The sequence below is a fragment of the Aureibaculum algae genome, assembly GCF_006065315.1.
GTDB lineage: Bacteria > Bacteroidota > Bacteroidia > Flavobacteriales > Flavobacteriaceae > Aureibaculum > Aureibaculum algae.
The window spans coordinates 2,346,020-2,366,334 of the sequence record NZ_CP040749.1 but is presented as its reverse complement, the minus strand read 5'-3'; the positions used below and the strand labels follow the sequence as shown (position 1 = coordinate 2,366,334).

General features: G+C 34.3%; 12 protein-coding genes. All 12 read right to left on the bottom strand.

Features of this window, described 5'->3' with window-relative positions; all coding sequences use genetic code 11:
• Window positions 1-130: 130 nt before the first annotated feature.
• On the bottom strand, window positions 131-1,723 hold the full coding sequence (locus FF125_RS09790; RefSeq protein ID WP_138949601.1) for an NAD(P)H-hydrate dehydratase: 1,593 nt from the start codon (window positions 1,721-1,723) through the stop codon (window positions 131-133).
• A gap of 106 nt (window positions 1,724-1,829) precedes the next feature.
• Entirely contained in the window at window positions 1,830-3,482 is a 1,653-nt protein-coding gene (locus FF125_RS09785; protein WP_138949600.1) for a sodium/sugar symporter, read from the bottom strand.
• Window positions 3,483-3,574: 92 nt separating this feature from the next.
• On the bottom strand, window positions 3,575-4,777 hold the full coding sequence (locus FF125_RS09780; protein WP_250629726.1) for a PHP domain-containing protein: 1,203 nt from the start codon (window positions 4,775-4,777) through the stop codon (window positions 3,575-3,577).
• Window positions 4,778-4,829: 52 nt separating this feature from the next.
• Complete coding sequence (locus FF125_RS09775) at window positions 4,830-6,479, bottom strand: sulfatase family protein (protein WP_138949599.1); 1,650 nt, start codon at window positions 6,477-6,479, stop codon at window positions 4,830-4,832.
• A 3-nt stretch (window positions 6,480-6,482) separates the two neighbouring features.
• A complete protein-coding gene (locus FF125_RS09770; protein ID WP_138949598.1) occupies window positions 6,483-7,364 on the bottom strand; it encodes an alpha/beta hydrolase in 882 nt (293 codons plus the stop codon).
• Between the two features lie 86 nt (window positions 7,365-7,450).
• Entirely contained in the window at window positions 7,451-9,706 is a 2,256-nt protein-coding gene (gene bglX, locus FF125_RS09765; protein ID WP_138952492.1) for a beta-glucosidase BglX, read from the bottom strand.
• Between the two features lie 117 nt (window positions 9,707-9,823).
• Window positions 9,824-10,603, bottom strand: coding sequence for a carboxylesterase family protein (locus tag FF125_RS09760; protein ID WP_138949597.1), 780 nt, complete (start codon window positions 10,601-10,603; stop codon window positions 9,824-9,826).
• A 213-nt stretch (window positions 10,604-10,816) separates the two neighbouring features.
• Window positions 10,817-12,175 carry a glucoamylase family protein gene (locus FF125_RS09755; protein ID WP_138949596.1) on the bottom strand — a complete coding sequence of 453 codons (1,359 nt, stop codon included), beginning with the start codon at window positions 12,173-12,175 and terminating at the stop codon, window positions 10,817-10,819.
• The gene (locus FF125_RS09750) at window positions 12,168-13,556 is read right to left on the bottom strand and encodes a glucoamylase family protein (protein ID WP_138949595.1); all 1,389 of its coding nucleotides are present in this window, start codon (window positions 13,554-13,556) and stop codon (window positions 12,168-12,170) included. Before FF125_RS09750 ends, FF125_RS09755 begins: the two co-directional genes overlap by 8 nt.
• A 243-nt stretch (window positions 13,557-13,799) precedes the next feature.
• Window positions 13,800-15,512, bottom strand: coding sequence for a LamG domain-containing protein (locus tag FF125_RS09745; protein WP_138949594.1), 1,713 nt, complete (start codon window positions 15,510-15,512; stop codon window positions 13,800-13,802).
• Between the two features lie 12 nt (window positions 15,513-15,524).
• The gene (locus tag FF125_RS09740; protein ID WP_138949593.1) at window positions 15,525-17,069 is read right to left on the bottom strand and encodes a RagB/SusD family nutrient uptake outer membrane protein; all 1,545 of its coding nucleotides are present in this window, start codon (window positions 17,067-17,069) and stop codon (window positions 15,525-15,527) included.
• Between the two features lie 9 nt (window positions 17,070-17,078).
• Entirely contained in the window at window positions 17,079-20,216 is a 3,138-nt protein-coding gene (locus tag FF125_RS09735) for a SusC/RagA family TonB-linked outer membrane protein (protein ID WP_250629725.1), read from the bottom strand.
• Window positions 20,217-20,315: the final 99 nt, after the last annotated feature.

Below are 20,315 nucleotides of genomic sequence, written 5' to 3'. Positions count from 1 at the left end.
TGTGCAGGTTAGCATTTAATTTTCCGCAAAAGTATCAAAATAAATCAATCTTTATTAACGATTGATAATGCAGTTATTAACAACATTATACAAAGCTGACAATCAACTATACTAAGATATTAATTTATTGTTAGATGTACATTTCCGTTCCCTCATCAGGTTTCGCTTTTTTATCATTTTTTGATTCGGCTTCTTTTTGTGGAACAACCTTAGGCTCTTTCATTAATAAATCCATAATAGCACTTGACAAATAATCAATAATATCAGAAGCAATAAATGTTTCATAAACTTTTGTCTTCATTGCTAATTCTGATGTTTTTCCATGCAAATACACTCCCATTTTTGCAGCTTCAAATGGATGGTAATTTTGAGCAATTAACCCCGTAATTATTCCTGTTAACACATCTCCACTACCCGCTGTAGACAATGCCGGATTTCCTGTAGAATTGAAAAATAATGCACCTTCATGAGCAATAGCAGAATAAGCTCCTTTTAGTACTATAATAATCTTATGTTTTTTGGATAATGAACGTAGTTTTTTTAATTTATCATAGTCATTTTTCCATTTCCCAACTAATCTTTCAAATTCTTTGGGATGGGGCGTTAAAACAGAATTTTCTGGTACTAATTTTAATAATTCTTTATTTTTTGAAATTATGTTTAAAGCATCTGCGTCTAATACCAACGGTACTTTATTTTTATTTAAAAATTCCGTAAATCCCTTAACCGTCTCTATATGCGTACCCATTCCAACGCCAATACCAATCACCGTTGCATTAATGTTTATATCAAACTTTTGCATTTCATTTTCGGCATCAACTTCTACCATTATTTCAGGAACTGAAGTTTGTATGATTTGATATCCACATTGTGGTATATGAGCCGTAACTAAACCGCTACCAATAGATATTGCGGCTTTTGTAGACAATGTAACAGCTCCCATTTTACCATAGCTTCCTCCAATGATTACGGCATGACCAAATTCACCTTTATGAGAAAATTTCTCTCTAAAACGATACATTGGTTTGATATCTTGTTTGTACAGGAGGTAATTATCAGTTTTGGCATTGTAAATATATTCAGCATCTAATCCAATATCAAGTACTTCCCAAGTTTTAGTATAATAACGATTTTCTGGTAATAAAAATGCTAATTTGGGAGTTTGAAAAGTTAACGTATGATACGCCTTTACAACGGATACGGTATCCGTTACCGACTTTTCAGCATATAAACCAGACGGAAAATCTATAGATAATACAAAGGCATTTGAACCGTTAATATGTTCTATCACTTTTTTAATTAAATTTTCTGGTTTTCTACTCAACCCTAACCCAAAAATAGCGTCAACCACCATGTCATTTTCTGATACTGCCGGCAGTTCACTTTCACAAGTAATCATCTCTGCCCAAACACCAATTTCTTTTAGTCTATCGTAGTTTTTAAGAAAGACTTCTGAACGATCATTACCACAATTAATAATATGCGTTTTAACATTATATCCATATTGTTTTAAATGTCTCGCAATTACCAAACCATCACCTCCATTATTACCCGTACCACAAAATATTTGAATGGTTATAGGATCTCCTTGAAGTCGATCGTGAATCCATTGAAAACACAACGTACCCACATGTTCCATTAGGTCGATAAAACTAATGTCATTTTTTTTTACCGTTGCGGTATCAGCTGCGTATAATTGTTTTACAGAAAGAATTTTTGGCATAATTTTAATTGTCTTATATGCTATAAAATTAAACAACATTTTCTAATTTAGAATTAGAAAATGTTGTTTAATTAAAAATTCCGATAAAAACGCAAGTGTTATCTTCTTAATTCCAGAATACAGAATATAACAAGACTAATATAATCATCACAATAAAAGCACCAATATTAAAGACCGGACTCGTTTTAAATAAGCCCTTCTTAATATCAATTCCTTTTTCATCATTTTTACCATGATGCTGTATTAAACTGGCTATAATTATAACGATCATGGTCAATATAAAAGTGTATCCCATTTGATCCATAAAAGGAACATCAACAAATAGAGAGCTTGTTGACCATCCATTTGGGCCAACTTTAAAATACATGGCAATAGGAATAGAAGATAACGCACCAATAATGGCCGCTTTGTTTGTTGTTTTTTTCCAGAATAAACCTAACATAAACACTGCTAAAATTCCAGGACTTACAATACCTGTATATTCTTGAATAAACTGGAATGCTTGATCTAAATTACCCAATTGCGGAGCTAAAAGTGCTGCAATAAGCAAAGCAACTCCAGCAGATATTCTTCCCATACCTACCGTACTTTTATCATCTGCATTTTTGTTGATATACTGCTTGTAGATGTCCATTGTAAAAATGGTTGACGTTGAATTTAACATCGAAGCTAATGATGAAACAATTGCGGCAGCTAATGCGGCAAAGGCAACTCCCTTAAGACCCGTTGGTAAAAACTGTAATAACCATGGGTAGGCTTTATCGGCTTGCTCTAAAGAAGGCAAGTTTTTTAAGCCTGCATCACCAAGATTCGCCATAATTTCTGGGTCATTAATCATTACATAAGCTGCAATACCTGGAATTACAACAATTAGTGGAATTAACATCTTTAAAAAAGCAGCCAATAATATACCTTTTTGAGCTTCTTTTAATGATTTGGCGGCTAATGTTCTTTGAATGATGTATTGATTAAACCCCCAATAATACAAATTGGCAACCCACATACCTCCTACTAAAACTGCAATACCTGGTAGGTTTTTAAATTCAGGATTTGATTTATCTAAGATCATCGCAAAACGATCAGGTACTTCTTCATAAACTCTGGTAAGTCCTGCTAAAAAACCGTTTCCACCAGAAACTGTATCTAAGGCTAAATAAGTCGTCACCAAACCTCCTAAAATTAAAAACACAACTTGTATTACATCTGTCCATGCTACAGCAGATAATCCACCGTAAAGTGAATAGGCAGCAGCAAAAAGTGCTAGTCCCAACACACCATAAACCATAGGCACGCCCATAATGGTTTCTAACGCTAAAGCTCCTAAATATAACACTGTCGTTAAGTTGACAAATACATATAACGCAATCCAAAATACGGCTAAAATGGTCTTAAGATTGGTAGAATACCTTTTTTCTACAAATTCGGGAATGGTATACAGACCCTTTTCAATAAAAATAGGCAAGAAATACTTACCCACGATTAATAAGGTCAATGCGGCCATCCATTCATATGAGGCAATAGCTAATCCAGAAGCAAATCCTGATCCTGACATCCCTATAAATTGTTCTGCGGAGATATTCGCAGCTATCAAAGAAGCTCCAATTGCCCACCATGGCAATGACTTACTCGCCAAAAAATAATCCTCAGCATTTTTTTGATGTCCTTTTTTATCGCGTGATACCCATAATCCTACTCCTAAAATAAGGAGTGCATAGGTTATAAATATAAAATAATCCCAAAATCCGAAATGTGCTGTCATAATTGTATTGATAGTGATTAGTTAATTGATATACAAATATCGTTTATTTAAAAAAATGTCGCAATAAAAAGCGTCCATTTTTAAAGGTAATTTTACTTAAGAGTTATCGGCTGAATCCATGCTTTTTCAAATTCATTTTCATCAAAGAAATTCATATTGGTTTTGTTTGAAACAACTCTAGCTCTTATAAATAAATAATCTTTATCTAAAACCAATGAAGCTTCTAAACCATTGACTACTTTAATAACCTTTGTCTTATTATCTGACGCAGTAACACCAATAAATTCTATCTTGTAATTCACATTGGGTTCTGCTTTTACTTTTATATGTAATTCATTGTCTACTCGAGATAACTCTTCTAACTGAACGCCTGTAGTTGCATAAAAATCACCAGCTTCCATTGCGGTAATAATATTTTCTGCCTTTAAACTATCTGATTGAACCATTACCCAACCCCTACCTGCATTACTATATTTTTTTGAGAATTGGTGGTATTGGTGACTGTCATCTGAGGCTATACCATAAAGCAAAGGTTTGTTTTCTTGTACATATGCCGTATTTACAACATCCCAAATTTGTTCTGTACTTAAATGTGTTGAATCGCCTTCATTATGAACCGCGGGATGTCCATTATAAACTTCGAAAAATTGCACATTATTTAATTGTACAAAATCATCTGCCGTTAAGGAAAATCCAAAATTTGGATGATTAATATGCGGCATAATGGGTACGTTCATTTCTTTTCTTTGAGCGAGAATAGCATCTATATTCTTTTGAATTATAGCTACTTTTGAATCGCCCTTTAAGGGTTTAATTACTTTCTGAATATTTGTGGCATTGATATGAATATGCTTCCCTTCAAATCCAGTTGTTATTTCCTCAGAAGGAATCATTATAAAATTTTCATCTTCAAAAAGTGACTTATATTCTTGTAGTGTTTTTAATTTGACCTGTATGTTATCTGCACTGTCTAACTTATGCTCCACCCAATCTTCCCCAAATTTGTTTAGGTAATTTTTAAATCCTTTTTGCAGATGCTCTTTCATAGATATCGTAATCCATTTATCGCCTTCATTTAAGGTATTATGATCAGAAAGTACCGTAAAATCATATGAATTGGTTTTATACCAATCCATTATCATTTCAGGAAAATCGTCGCCATCACTCCAATAGGAATGGGCATGCAAATTCCCTTTCAACCACTTTTTCGTTGGTTTTTCTTTTGGTATACATGACACCATGCACATTAAAATTAGCAAGGTAATAAGTTTACAAATTGGAGCAGTAATTTTCATAAGGGGTGGGTTTATTTTAAGAACGTCTAAGGTAAACAAATTAAATAAATTGTTAAAAGTCTATCAAAGGTTCAGTACCTCTCAACCTTTTAAATTTTTCATAATTCAGGTTCACTGCTTTCTTTGAAGCCTTTTTAAAATCCTTTTCAGTTACTTTATATACCTTTTGCAGTGAATCTAATGTAATTAATAAGCTTTCTTTTATCGCTTTATATTCTGGGTTATCTATTTGGTTTTTATTCTCCTTTGGGTCTGTCTGTAGGTCATATAACTCCCATGCGTCAATATCATCATAAAAATGAATTAACTTATAACGTTTTGTTCTTACACCATACTGCTTATGAACCATATGAAATGCAGGAAAATCATAGTAATGGTAGTAAATAGCATCTCTAAAATCCTTATCCTGTAACTTACCTTCTAACAAGGGCTTTAGTGATTTCCCTTGCATATCTGCGGGAATTTGAGCTTGGGCATAATCTAAAAAAGTCTCCGCAAAATCTAAGTTTTGTGTTAATGCTTCTACTAGTGTTCCTTTTGTAATACCTTTAGGATATTTCATTAATAAAGGCATACCTAAAGACTCTTCATACATATAGCGTTTATCAAAGAAACCTTTTTCTCCGAGATAAAACCCTTGATCTGAAGTATATACTACAATAGTGTTCTCTGACAACCTATTCTCTTCTAAATAATCGAGAATTTTACCTACCCCCTCATCAACTGATTTTATGGTGGCCAAATACTCTTGCATATAACGTTGGTATTTCCATGCTGCCAATGCTTTACCAGTTAAGTTAGCATCATGAAAAGCATCATTTTTGGATTGATACGCTTTATCCCATTCCGTTCGTTGCTCAAAAGACATTCTATCAAAATCATTTGTCCATGGATTATGAGCTAATTCTGGACTTCCTTTTTTTAGCGTCATTTTTAAGTCGTGCCCTTCATACATATCCTTATAGACCGTTTGCAATTGGAGCTGTGCTGATAACTGATTTTCGTGTTTTGAGAAATAATTTTCAGGTATTGGAAAGGTAACCGTATCATATAAGTTCATGTGTCTTGGAGCAGGCATCCAGTTTCTATGTGGGGCTTTGTGATGAATCATCATAAAAAAAGGTTTCTTTTTTTTTGAATTTTCTTCCAACCATTTTAAACTCATGTCTGTAATTATATCTGTGGCATAACCTTCTATTCTTGTTGTATCTCCATTATGTATAAAATCGGGATTATAATAGTGCCCTTGATCTTCAATAATATTCCAGTAATCAAAGCCTTGTGGATATCCATGTAAATGCCATTTTCCTACGATAGCCGTTTGATAACCTTCTTTTTGTAGTAATTTTGGTAAGGTAACTTGATTGCCATCAAATTTATCTCCATTCATTTTAAATCCGTTAATATGACTATGCTTCCCTGTTAAAATAACAGCTCTACTTGGTCCGCAAATTGAATTGGTATTAAAATTATTATTAAAGCGTACTCCAGCGTCCGCTATTCTATCAATGTTTGGCGTTGGTGCTAATTTACTTATCGGATGTCCATAAGCACTAATGGCTTGTTCTGCATGGTCATCTGCCATTATAAATATTATATTCGGTCTCGTAGGCTTCTCGAATTGTTCTTTGTTGTTTTTCTGTTTATTATTACAAGAAAGCAAGAATAAAGATAAAAAGATAACAATGAGAAGATGACGCATAATTTATTTATTGTTTATTTTCTTAATCTGTATGGTTTTATCATCTAAAACGGTTTGTTTAAAAAAATTAAACACATTGTCTAAATCATATAAAGGAACTCCAGCCATTTCGTGTTTTCCACCTTTTTTTACATAAAAATAATAAGAGGTTTCCAATTCCCTTAATTTTTCAGCAATAATACTAGAGCCTTCCAACACAAGGTATCCTGGTTTATCAACATCACAATAATGATGTGATGCCGCACCAAAAGGAACTAAATTATCGTCTGTTCCATGGAATAATACTGTCGGAATTGCATTTTCTTTTGTTATATAATTAGCATTAACGATGGCTCCTGCCAATGAAAATACACCTGCAAATTGTACTGTTTTATATTTCTCTAAATTTTCAATAAAATATTCACGCATGTACACCGCATTTAAAATACCCTCTGCTCCTGCACTACTACCACCAGCTATAATTTTATTTGTATTTATATTTAATTTTTTTGCATTATTTATCACAAATAAGGCCGCGTCCATATAATCTTCAGCGGCAGCTTTGAATGTACTAAGTTTTTCCTCTTTGGGACAATTACACCCAAAACCTGTAGGCTCCCCTTTTCGCATTAAACGGTATGAAATTGATATCCCTACAAAACCATTATTCGCCGCATATTCTGCTAATGCTTGCTCCCGTTCGTCGTCTCTTGCTCCACCTCCAAAACCACCACCATGCATCCATAACAATGTAGGTAATGTAGCTGTAGTTACACTATTTTCAGGCTGATAAACATCTAATTGCAACGTATCCTTTCCTTTTATAGCGTAGGTATAGGTTGTTTTTGTTTGTGCATTAACTGTAACTATGAGTAAAAAAATAAGTAATGTGGTAAGTTTTTTCATTTTTGATTTTTATTGAGATGCTAATGTAGCAAAAAGTTTAAGCTTGATAAGGTTATTTAGGCAGCTTCACTTATACATTCAGTTCTTTATTTTTTCAAGACAAAACCTTCTTTAAACTCAAATGCAGAAGAGCCTGCAATCGCAATGTCAAAATCGCCAGGTTCCGCAACAAAATTTAAATCACTATTATAAAATTTCAAATCCTCTATTGATATTGTGAAACTCACCTTTTTACTTTCTCCTTTTTTTAGGAATATTTTTTGAAATCCTTTTAATTCTTTTACGGGACGGGTAACACTTCCTACCTTATCTCGAATATAAAGTTGCACTACTTCTGCCCCATCATAATTTCCTGAATTCGTAACCGTTACAGTGGCTGTTAATTTTTCAGAAAATAAAATTTCTTTTGTAGATAATTGTAATTTACCATAATCAAATGTTGTATAACTTAAGCCATATCCGAAAGGATATAAAGGCTCATTTTTAACATCTAAATAGTTACTTTTAAATTTTTCAAATCTGCCATCCTTATTCCCCAACGGCCTTCCTGTATTTTTATGATTATAAAAGATAGGAACTTGACCAACATTCATCGGAAACGTAGCTGTTAATTTACCTGAAGGATTTACATCACCAAATAAAACATCTGAAATTGCTAAGCCCGCTTCGCTTCCCGGAAACCAAACATTAAGAATTGCTGGAACATTTTTATCTTCCTCCGTTATGGACAATGGTCTGCCTGTAAACAACACAAGAACCACTGGTTTGCCTGTTTTTAATAAGGCATTCAACAACTCTTTTTGTACTTGTGGTATCTGAAGATTAGTTACACTACTGCTCTCTCCACTGAATTCAGCAGTTTCGCCAATTGCAGCCACGATAACATCAGCTTTTGAAGCTACTTTTAGAGCTTCATCTAATAGATCTTTGTCCGTTCTACCATCTCTAGGAATTTCTTTCCCAAACATGGTCACTCGTTTTTCAAAATCTAAATCGTAATCCACATTACTTCCTTTGGCATGTACTATAGTTGCTTTATTACCGACCACTGTTTTTAAACCTTCCAACAAGGGTATTGATTTTTCTTGATCTGTTGCTACGCTCCATGTCCCCGACATATTCAACGCCGTATTTGATAATGGGCCAATTAAAGCAATAGTTCCCGATTTTTTTAACGGTAAAACATTATTTTCATTTTTTAATAAAACCATTGATTCCGCACTAACTTTTCTTGCAAAATCTCTATTCTCTTTAGTAAAAACTTCCTTCTTTGCTCGTTCAACATTACTGTACTGATATGGATGATCAAAAAGTCCCAACTTATATTTTGCAGTTACTATTTTTTTAACGGCATTATCAAGCTCCTCTATACTTACTTTACCTTGGTCTATAGACTTTTTAAGTGTGGTTAAAAAACCTTCACCCACCATATCCATATCACTTCCTGCTTTTAAAGCCATAGCAGAGACTTGTTGCAAATCACCCATACCATGAGCGATCATTTCGTTAATACCTGTATAATCAGTGACTACAAAACCATTAAATCCCCAATCTTTTCTTAATAAATCGGTAAGCAACCATTTGTTACCCGTTGCTGGCACACCATCTATTTCATTAAATGACGCCATTACGGTACCCACACCAGCATCAACTGCAGCCTTGTAAGGAGGTAAATATTCGTTATACATTCTAATTTTACTCATGTCTACCGTATTGTAATCTCTACCTGCTTCTGCAGCACCATATAATGCAAAGTGTTTTACACACGCCATAATGGTGTTATCTAGGGCTAAATCTTCGCCCTGATACCCTTTTACCATGGCTTCAGCAATTCTACTACCGATATAAACATCTTCTCCAGAACCTTCCGAAACTCTACCCCATCTAGGATCTCTAGATATATCAACCATAGGAGAAAACGTCCAGTTAATACCATCTGCAGAGGCTTCTTTCGCTGCTACTCTGGCCGTTTCTTCAATAAGATCCATATCCCAAGAAGAGGATAACCCTAAAGGAATTGGAAACGTTGTTTTATAGCCATGAATGACGTCCATTCCAAAAAGTAAAGGAATTTTTAAACGGCTTTTATCCACTGCAATTTTTTGAATTTCATGAATACTTGCGGCTGATTTTATATTGAAAAGTCCACCTACTAAGCCTTTTTCAATTTTACCAGCGATATCAGAATTTGTAGCCTGTCCTGTGGTTATTTGGCCGGCACTGGGTAAATTTAATTGACCAATTTTTTCTTCTAATGTCATTAACTTCATCAACGAATCTACTTTCTCTTCGATTGATAATGTGTTCTGAACAGTGGTTACTTTTTGGCTTTGACAAGACATAAAAAGTAACGAAAAAGTGATTAGAAACAAGGTGTTTCGTAATTTTAATCGATTCATTTTTACTTGATTTTAAATCCTGATTTCTCGGTTAGGATATTTTTTTAAAATTTTAATGAGCTACTCTTTTTTATTGGAAAACAACCAAGACAATAATTCTGGCTCTGCAAAAGCACTATCCCAACTGTTATGATTGGCTTTACTATAGATATTGAAATTTGGTTTTCCTCCATACTTTAATAATGCAGATACCATTTTTACGGATAATTGTGGATTTACAACATTATCTTCCGCTCCATGGAAAACCCACATGGCGGTATTCTTTGCATATTTTTCAGCCAATTCTGGATTCCCTCCTCCGCAAATGGAAATGGCAGCCGCGAAAAAATTTGGTTTTCTACTTAATAATTCAAAAGTCCCCATACCTCCCATCGAAAGCCCACCTAGATAAATCTGTTCCTTTTTTATATAGGAGTTCTTCACCAATTCATCTAAGTATCGCATTACTAAGTGCATCGATTTTGTAGGTTTACTTTCTGTTGGAAAACTTAATGTTAAAGGCTGTGTGGTTCTATCAACAGTTGCATTTGCCCAATAATCTTCTTCTTTACATTGCGGAAAAATTACAATAGCAGGATATTTTTGAATAGAATCTACAAATAATTTACTCCCATGTGTCAATTGCTTTTTATTATCATTCCCCCTTTCACCTGCTCCATGAAGAAATACCACCAAGGGGTAACTTTCAGTCTTTTTAAAATCTTTTGGGTACAAAACCCTTAATTTCAATGTATCTGTTCCTTCTACCAAATATTCTTTTACAAATTCCTGTTGATGTTGTGCATATATTGAGAATGCAGAACATAAGAAGACCATGGCAAGTATTATTTTTGTTTTCATCTTTTTTTATTTTTATTTGGACTTTAAAGTTAAAATAATTTAAATAGGTGTTATCACTTTTTTATCTCAAAAACTAAACTTTCTAAAACAATTTAAAAACACCTTAAATTGCCTAAAGAGTAACATAATTACCCAATGCAATGCTTTTTATCTCCTTACATATAATCCCAAACCAAATGTTTAAATTTAAGAGATCCTATATGGCGTGTCCTATTAATAATTAAATCCTAATTTGTTTAATCCATTTTTAACATCATTGTTTTGCATAAATAAATTCCACAATAACCCTGTTCTATAATTTTCTATCATTATAATTTGTGGACCTTGATCTATTGCTAAATAAGCTTCCGCTACCCAATCATTGTATTGCGGACTAAAGGCATCATAAAAACCGGCTGGACCTAACAAAATATCTTTATGTTCATAAAAATAATGTAATGCTTTTAAAGATTCTTGAGGGGTATAGGGTATAGAACTTATTGCAGCCGTTGGAGAAATAACACCAATATCGTTAGTTGGACTATGAGCCATATAACCTATGGAGCCATCAGTATTTCTAGAATAACTTGCGGTCAACCCCCAACCGTCTTTTCCATAGTCTCTAAAGTTTTTAGGGTTTTCTACACAGTATTGATAATTGATATTAGCATGACTTACATTTAGCTGCCAATAATTAGCATATTGATCTGATAAATTGGTGGGATTTAAACCCAAATAAGAATAGTGAGCAAAAAACAAAGGCCCACCGAATTGTGGAGCACCAGCATGTTTCAATACCAATGGGAATCCATATTGAGTTTCAGTTGATTTTATAGTACCGTTATCCGCCCAGCCTTCTTCATAAACTTCTTTTGAAATACTATAATCTGGTGATGCTGCGGCCAAAATATAGGTGATTAAGGTTTCATTATACCCCTTCAGTCTTAAATTTATATCGAAACCAAAATTAGGGCTCCAATGCCATAACAGCTCATTATTACCGTTTGTATACCAGTTCCAATCTACTCCTTTCCAAAGAACATCTGCTTTTGCTGCCAGTTCCTTTTCGGAATCATTTCCGTTTTTAAAATATTCTTTAACACAGATTAAACCTTGCACTAAAAAGGCCGTTTCCACTAAATCACCACCATTATCTTTGGTACTAAAAGGTTTTACAGCACCTGTATCTCCGTCTAACCAATGTGGCCACGCTCCATGAAAGCGGTCTGCATTTTCTAAAAAAATTAAAATTTTAGTTAGCCTTTCTGATGCTTCTGTTCTACTTACAAACCCTCGTTCTACACCAACTAAAATAGCCATTAATCCAAAACCTGTTCCTCCTGTAGTTACTGTATTGGCATCATTTAAAGGATTACCAGGATGATAACGTTCTCTTGCTGCTCCAGAATTAACATGAGCAAAATCCCAAAAATACTTGAAGGTTTCTTTTTGTGTTAGATCTAATAACTCTTCATCTGTAAGTGTTGGTACAGGGTCTGGGTCAATTATCACAGGTGGCTCATATACGTATGTATCGTCTTTACACGAAATAATTGTAATTAGTAATAGTATATATGTGATTCTTTTAATCATTCGTTTTCAAATTTGGACTTTGAAACCCTAATTTTTTTAATCCTTTTTGAACATCTTTATTTTGCATAAATAAATTCCATAGTAGGCCAGATCTATAATTTTCAATCATTACAGGAATTGGACCTTGGTCAATGGCTAAATACCTTACCGTTTTCCAATCACTATCTAATGCAATGGCATCATACGGTCCATATTTACCAATATATTCTGGCATGTCTTTATAGAGGTGCCTTAACATTTGTATACTCTCTTTGGGTGTATACGGAAATGAAGAAAGTGCTGCAGTAGGTGAAACTACGCCGAGATCTCTGTCGGGACGATGTCCATCATAACCTTTTATGGAGTAACTAGAAGTAAACCCCCAATAATCATCGCCATAGCCTTTATATTTTTTAGGATTATCCAACGCATATTTATAATGAATCATCGCATGATTCTGATTTAACTTCCAATAATCTCCATACTGATCAGTTAATCCTTTAGGGTTTAATCCTAAATACGAATAATGTGCCCAAAAAAGTGGCCCTACGGGAGACTTATCATGTTCGTAATGGTCTAATTCCGTTTCTAAGCCATAATAAACCGTATCTTTTGTAATATCGCCGTTTCTTGCCCAACCTTTATCATAAACAGATTTTTGAATTGGATGCCTGGGCGAAGAGGCCGCAAGCACATACATGATTAAAGCTTCATTATAACCACCTACTGGAAAATTCATTTCCCATTGATATTCAGGTGACCAATGCCAATAGAGTACATCATCTCCTTTTGTATACCAATTCCAATCTATAGTTTTCCACAGATTTTCAATCTGATTCACCAGTTGTTTTTCATCAGTATTACCCTCTCTGAAGTACTCTGCAACTGTTAATAAACCTTGTGCTAAAAATGCGGTTTCTACCAAATCTCCACCATTATCTTTTTTACTGAAAGCTACTACTTTACCATTTTCTCCGTTAATCCAATGCGGCCAAGCCCCATGAAAACGATCAGATTTTTCTAAAAAGGCTACTATTTTTTGATACCTTTTAAGAGCCTCTTCTCTAGTTATAAACTTTCTTTCAACTCCTACTAAAATAGCCATGAGTCCGAAGCCACTTCCTCCTGTGGTTACTGTATTTTTGGGTGATGTGGGATAAATATCATCCATATGCAAACGTTCTCGGGCTAATCCAGAATTTGGTTCTGCACCTTCCCAAAAGTAATTGAACGTCTGTTTTTCAATGGTGTCTAGCAAAATTTCATCCTCAGCTGTTAGTTTAAAGTCAACAACTTCTTCGCTACCATTAGATTTATTTCCTTCTACCTCTTTTTTCTTTTCACATGAAAAGAAAAAAAACAGTATTAAGGTCAATAAATATAGGTGATTGTATTTTTTCATTTTTTGTAATATTATTATAATAAAGCTCTCTACTTGTTTTGAACAGATTCTTCGCTCCATTTAATTTGTAGTTCGCTGAAAAACATTCGTTTATTTCACTCGGAATGACAAATAGTATAGTAAATTTTGGCTGCATTCAATTAAGAATGCAGCCAAAAGACCATCCAGGTTTTAGTTGGTTTGTCAACTAATAAAGCTATTAATACCCCCAGACGGAAATTACTAACTCAACTTAAATATACTTTACATTAAATCTTGTATTTCTTCACTAGTTAATGTCTTATTAAATACTTTCAATTCATCAATATAACTTGAATCTGATAAGTGATTCCAATAACCAAAGGTTGGCATTCCTGAACCAATACTCATATTATTGCAGCCCGTCCAATCAATAGGAGATGCCATATCAGAAGCTCTTTTTTCTACACCATTAAAATATATTTTACTTTTTGTAGTAGAAACCGTTATTGCAATATGTACCCATTCACCGGCTGTCACATCAATAACATCTCCATCATTCCATACCTCACTTGTGCCGATACCAATGTTAGATTTAATTCTTTGTTCAGAACCATCACCTTCTCTAAAAATTCTAAAACCTTGCATTCTATTTTCTGGCGTATCATTTCCTACAACTATAATACCTGCTCTATCAGGGTCAGCATTTACTTTATACCAAAATGCTACACTAAATGCTTCACCAAATAAACCATCAATAGGATATGTTAGGTATGAATCCGTCGCCCCTGCAAAAGCATTGGAACCTTTTTTCGATTCATTGGCAAAACCTATACTCCCCACCTGATCGGCTACTGTTCCACCTACCTTATTACTAAAATTATCATCAAAAGTCATATACAACGTTTCTCCATCTGCAGGTTCATAAGGATTGGTTACACCGAGAACATTCTGAATTTCTTCTTGAGACAATGCTTTATCGAAGAAACGTAGTTCATCAATATAACTTAAGTCATTTGCATGCCCCCAGTATGAAAAAGTTTCACCACCTGAAGCTATATCGAGAACAGAAACACCTGTCCAATCAATCGGGGCTGACAAACTTCCTGAATTTTGTTCAATTCCATTAAAATAAATGACACTTTTAGTATCAGATATAGTGAATGCAACATTTACCCAATCTCCAGCGGTAACATCAATAACACCTCCATCATTCCAACTTTCACCAAGACCAGTACCTACATTTAATTTTATTCTTTGCTCCGTACCGCTACCTTCTCTAAATAACCTAAACCCTTGGTTACGATCATCAGCATTATCTCCAATAACTAAAATACCTGCACGGTCAGGACTGGCATTAACTTTATACCAAAACATACCGGTTATTTCGCTTCCTAAGTTCATTTTTTCAACAGGAAATGTCAATTGAGATGCTATTGCACCTGCATAAGCGTTGGGACTTGCAACCCCCTCACCTGAAAAACCAGGTGTGCCAATTTTCGTAGCTTTAGTAACCGTTATCAACTCTGTATAATCACCGTCAAAAGCCATATAAAACTGCTCGCCTAAATCTGGAAATAAAGGAATATAAGGTGGTTCTTTTTCAAAATTCACAGTAGATGTCGTCGATTTACCATCTAAATCAGTTGCTGTAACTTTTAATTCGTGAACACCTGTAGTAACATTATCAAAAGCTACTTCTGCTAATACACGTCGATAGTCTAAAAAATCACTCATCATAGCAATTTCAGTACCATCCATCAGCACTTGAATGTCTGCAACTTCGATATCATCTGTAACTTCAAATTCAATGGTAATTGGTACAACAGGCTCATTTACCTTTATTTTTGTACCCTCAACTGGATACTTAATCATTACATCTGGTGCTGTGGCGTCAGGCCCTGGAGCTACCTCAGTAAGTGGGTCAATTCCATCATTACAGGAATATATAAATAGTACTAATAATAAGTACGGAAGAATATTTCTAATTTTTTTCATCTTTAGTTTTTTTTATAGTCCTTGAACATACGTTCTTAAAGCAGGAATTTGATCAATTTGATTTTGAGGAAAAGGTAAAAACCTTTTATTGTCAGAATATACATGATCATCATAGGTTAACTCACCAGTTGTACCCAATCTAACCATATCATAATACCTGATACCCCATTCCATTCCTAATTCAGCAAATTTTTCATCCATAACTTGTTGAGTAGTTACCCCAGATAAATCATCTAATCCAGCTCTATCTCTTACTAGATTCACAGCCTGATCTGCAGTCATTCCAGTACCGGTAGTTCCTTGTGTTAAGGCCTCTGCATACATTAGCAATACTTCGGAATATCGAATTATAATAAAATCTTTATTGCTACCATAAGATGTTCTTCCTGCAATGAGCTCATTAGAGGGTAAATAATGTTTACCACTAGCAAACATTGCTCTTGCATAATCATTAATTACATCACCATCACGGGTAGTATTTGATATCCAACTAGGCAACGTTGCATAATCTGGATCTTCTTTAATTTTAGCAATTCCTCTGTCTGTAAATAATACTGAAGTTTCTAACCGTACTGTTTCATTACGATCTAACATAAACTTAATAAATTTTAAGCTAGGTTCGTAAAATCCCCATCCAGCACTCGCTCCAGTAACTGCAGGAGTCCAGCCTTGAGGTCCATAAGGTGCCCATAAATGATTTGAACTAGGCCCTGAACCTTGTCCGAAATCAGAATACTGCATTTCAAATACATTCTCTTGACTCAATTTTCCAGCAGTTTTGAATTCCTCATAAAAATCAGGAAATAAACTAAATTTATTGGATGCAATAATTTGACCTGTCGCCTCAGCCACGGCTTGATAATTTTTCAATTCTAAATTTGCACGAGCCTTAATGGCCAATGCAGCATGTTTTGTAACGCCACCAGTAACATCTGCTCTATTTGCAGGATGTTCATCTAATAAATAGGGTATTGCTTCATCCATTTGATCAGAAATGTGTTGTAATACTTCATCCCTTGAAGACACATCAGCCTGATACAATTCAGAAGCATCTGATGAATTTGTTATAAACATGGCACTCCAAAGACGACTAATTTCAAAAAGCAAATGTGCACGTAAAACTTTAACTTCTGCCACGTATTGATCGGCAAGTGCAGCATCAGCCCCAGCCTCTTTATATTTTTCTATACGTTCCATGGCATTGTGTAAATCAAATATATCTCTATATCCGTTTTGCCATACTGAATTGTACATCCAATAATCTTTGTCATAATTATAAAAATCGGTATCTGCGAACGGTTGTTGATCGCCTAAACCACCATGGTTTACATCATCTCCCCTGACTGAAATCAATAACGACTCCTCCCAACCACGACTATAAAACTGAGCATAAGCACCAATTAAAGGTGAAATCATATTGCTAGATTGTGTAAAATCTTCCTCTGCCGACAATGATAAATTTTCAACAGGGTCATCTAATTTGCTGTCACAGTTAATAGCAACCATTGCTACTAATATGACCAAAAAATACTTTGTGAAATTTTTTATATTTTTCATAATTTCTTTTTAAAATATGATATTTAATCCTACTGTATACACTGCTGGTATTGGATAAACTTGTCTATCTATACCATTTTGCACTTCTGGGTTAAACCCATTATAACCAAACACAGTTAAAGGTCTTTCTGCAGTTAATGAGATGGTTGCATTTGGCATAGGTGTACCAAATAATTCTTCACCATTAAACTTATAAGCCATTCTCACATTTTGCAATCTAAAAAACGAACCATCTTCTACTAAGTAGTCGCTCATCTTTTGATTCCATCCTCTTCTTAGACCCGATGATGACGGGTATGTATTAGAAGTTCCCTCTCCATGCCAACGATTTATAGCTAAATCTGCATCCATATTACCATCGGGTGTAAAGATTACTTCACCTCTTTTTCTATTTAGGATTTTATTACCTGTTTGCCCTAACATGTTCGCTGAAAAAGAAAAGTTTTTATAATCTACACCTAAATTTAATCCGTAATTAAATGAAGGCAAGTAAGAACCAAGTACCACTCTATCGTCTCCATCTATCTTTCCGTCATTATTCATATCTCGGTATTTGAAATCACCTGGAACTAAAATATTGTTATTATTATTGATTTCATTTTGAGCAGTTGGATCTGCAGCAATTTCAGCATCATTTTGATACACTCCTGCTACTTCATATCCAAAAAATGCCAATAAGGGTTCGCCTACAAGAGTACGTTGTCTAAATTCTGCGGAACCCCCGTCTATATAGTCTTGACCAAAAATATCAATAACTTCATTTTTCAAGGTACTTAAATTGACCCCAACATTATAACTCAGCTTATCTGATATTGAATTTTTCCAATCTAATGATAATTCAAAACCAGAATTTCTTATTTCACCACTATTCCTTCTAATACTTTGACCTGTAGCGGGTACATTAATAGGTATGATAGCATTTTTAGTATTTCTAATATAATAATCAGCTTCAATAGATAGTTTATTATCCAAAATTCGTGAAGTTAATCCGATATTATATTCTTCAGTTCGTTCCCATTTTAAGTAGTCAAAAGTATTACTACCTACGGTACCTGTTTCTAATTGATCTCCAATGGCAACTTCCTCTGTACTTAAAGAATTGGCACCATCACTAGCAGGAACCTTGTCATTACCTAACTGCCCCCAACTTGCTCTAACTTTTAAATAGTCAATTACATTATTGTCTTCCATGAATGACTCACTAGAAAGTACCCATCCTGCACCTATTGTAGGAAAGTATCCCCATTTTTCTTGAAATTTAGAGCTTCCATCCGCTCTAAATGTACCGTATACTAAATACTTGTCTTTAAAATTATAGGAAACCCTACCAAAATAAGACATTCCGTATTGTCTACTTCCGCCATCATCAGCTGTGCGAGTTTCTGCTTCTGATTGACTTAAATACCAAAGCTCTTCATTATCATCAGATAAATCATATGGATAATTTGTACCCGTGCCCGTAACAAAATCAAAGGAATCATCTCTAAAAGAAGTACCTGCCATAATTGTTACATCATGATCATCAAACTTATTGGTAAATGTTAGCACATTATCCCATATTTGTTTTGAATAAACCTCAGATCGTTTAGTTACAAAGGCTGATTCTCTTTGTCTTTGTGACCCATTACTCACGAAATAAGGAAAACCTGCTTCTCTTTTATTAAGTGTTTCATAACTATGATTATAACTGGTTTTAAAACTCAACTTTTCGGGAACAATTTCCATATCAGCGTAAAAATTGGCCAATATTTTTCTTATTTTTAAACGTTCTCTATTATTATCCATTACAGGTCTTGGATTTTTAGCTCCACGATATCCTAAATCTTCTGCAGAAGCATAAGGTGTAGGCCATGCCTCAGTATTTGACGGATCTAATACTGGCATTATTGGAACTGCATAATAAGCGGTAAACCAAGCACTAGCTTCTTGTGCATAGGTTGTTCCATTACTAAAAATAGTATTACCTCCAACTGTCAACCAATTGTTTACTTTAAAATCAAGTTTTGCTCGCACATTAAATCTCTCATATTCATTTTTCATATCTAAAACCCCTTCTTGAGCGAAGTAATTGGTTCCAACAGCATAACTGGCGTTTTCACTACCCCCTGTAAAATTTAAACTGTGATTCATTATCGCAGCGGGTCTTAAAATTTCGTCATACCAATCCGTATTAACATCAGGAACATTAGGATTCGTTCTACTTCTACCATACCGTTGCATAGCGTTTTGAACATAGCCAATATCGGCGGGTGAACCAGATTCCATAGCCATATTTACAAATTGCTCTGAATTGGCCATTTTTAAAACGTTTTGGGCTATTTGAGTTCCATAATAACCATCATAGGTAATTTTCCCCTTTTGATTAAACTTTCCAGAATTGGTCTCTATTAAAATTACACCATTAGCAGCCTTTACACCATAAATAGCCGATGCAGAAGCATCTTTCAAAACAGATATTGATGCAATATCAGATGGGTTTAAAAAATCGATATTATCATAAAACATACCATCTACCACATAGAGTGGACTTTCATCTCCTACACCAGGATAACTACCGATACCTCTAACACGTATCGTTGGAGATGCACCAGGTGCACCACTACTTACGACTTGCAAACCTGCCACTTTTCCTTGTAACGCTTGCATAGCTTGACCGGTAGGTGTTTTACCAATTTCCTCTGCTTTAATGGTTGTAATGGCTGAAGTTAAATCTTTCACCTTTAATTCACCATATCCCACAACAACTACTTCATCTAAGGCTTGTGCATCAACTTGCATCACTACATTAATTTCTGTTTGGTCTCCTACAGTAATACTTTGATTTGTAAAACCAATAAAACTGAAGTCTAAAACTTCACCTTTAGTTACCATAATGGAATAATTACCATCAAAATCAGTACTTGTACCATTTGTGGTACCTTTAATAATGACATTAACTCCAGGTAGTGGTAAATTATCATCTGCACTTGTAACCATCCCAGAAACAGTTATTTCTTGGGCATTTGCTGTTAGCGTGAAGATAAAAAATAACAATAGTAAAGGTATTTTTGAAGTCAACCTAAATCCCATTTTAAGTAAAGGATTTGAGTTTAAATTAACTATACCTTTTTTACTAAAGTTCGTGCTTTTTAAACATGCTCTTTTCATAAAATTATATATTTGAATGTTAGTATGGTTAAATTTAATACAAGTAAATAGGTATTCAAAAAATGAAATACATTTTAGTTACGTCAAGAGATGTTAAAA

Coding starts and splice junctions, on each gene's coding strand:
- FF125_RS09790 (WP_138949601.1), bottom strand. CDS start 1,723: ATGCCAAAAATTCTTTCTGTAAAACAATTATACGCAGCTGATACCGCA.
- FF125_RS09785 (WP_138949600.1), bottom strand. CDS start 3,482: ATGACAGCACATTTCGGATTTTGGGATTATTTTATATTTATAACCTAT.
- FF125_RS09780 (WP_250629726.1), bottom strand. CDS start 4,777: ATGAAAATTACTGCTCCAATTTGTAAACTTATTACCTTGCTAATTTTA.
- FF125_RS09775 (WP_138949599.1), bottom strand. CDS start 6,479: ATGCGTCATCTTCTCATTGTTATCTTTTTATCTTTATTCTTGCTTTCT.
- FF125_RS09770 (WP_138949598.1), bottom strand. CDS start 7,364: ATGAAAAAACTTACCACATTACTTATTTTTTTACTCATAGTTACAGTT.
- bglX (WP_138952492.1), bottom strand. CDS start 9,706: ATGTCTTGTCAAAGCCAAAAAGTAACCACTGTTCAGAACACATTATCA.
- FF125_RS09760 (WP_138949597.1), bottom strand. CDS start 10,603: ATGAAAACAAAAATAATACTTGCCATGGTCTTCTTATGTTCTGCATTC.
- FF125_RS09755 (WP_138949596.1), bottom strand. CDS start 12,175: ATGATTAAAAGAATCACATATATACTATTACTAATTACAATTATTTCG.
- FF125_RS09750 (WP_138949595.1), bottom strand. CDS start 13,556: ATGAAAAAATACAATCACCTATATTTATTGACCTTAATACTGTTTTTT.
- FF125_RS09745 (WP_138949594.1), bottom strand. CDS start 15,512: ATGAAAAAAATTAGAAATATTCTTCCGTACTTATTATTAGTACTATTT.
- FF125_RS09740 (WP_138949593.1), bottom strand. CDS start 17,069: ATGAAAAATATAAAAAATTTCACAAAGTATTTTTTGGTCATATTAGTA.
- FF125_RS09735 (WP_250629725.1), bottom strand. CDS start 20,216: ATGAAAAGAGCATGTTTAAAAAGCACGAACTTTAGTAAAAAAGGTATA.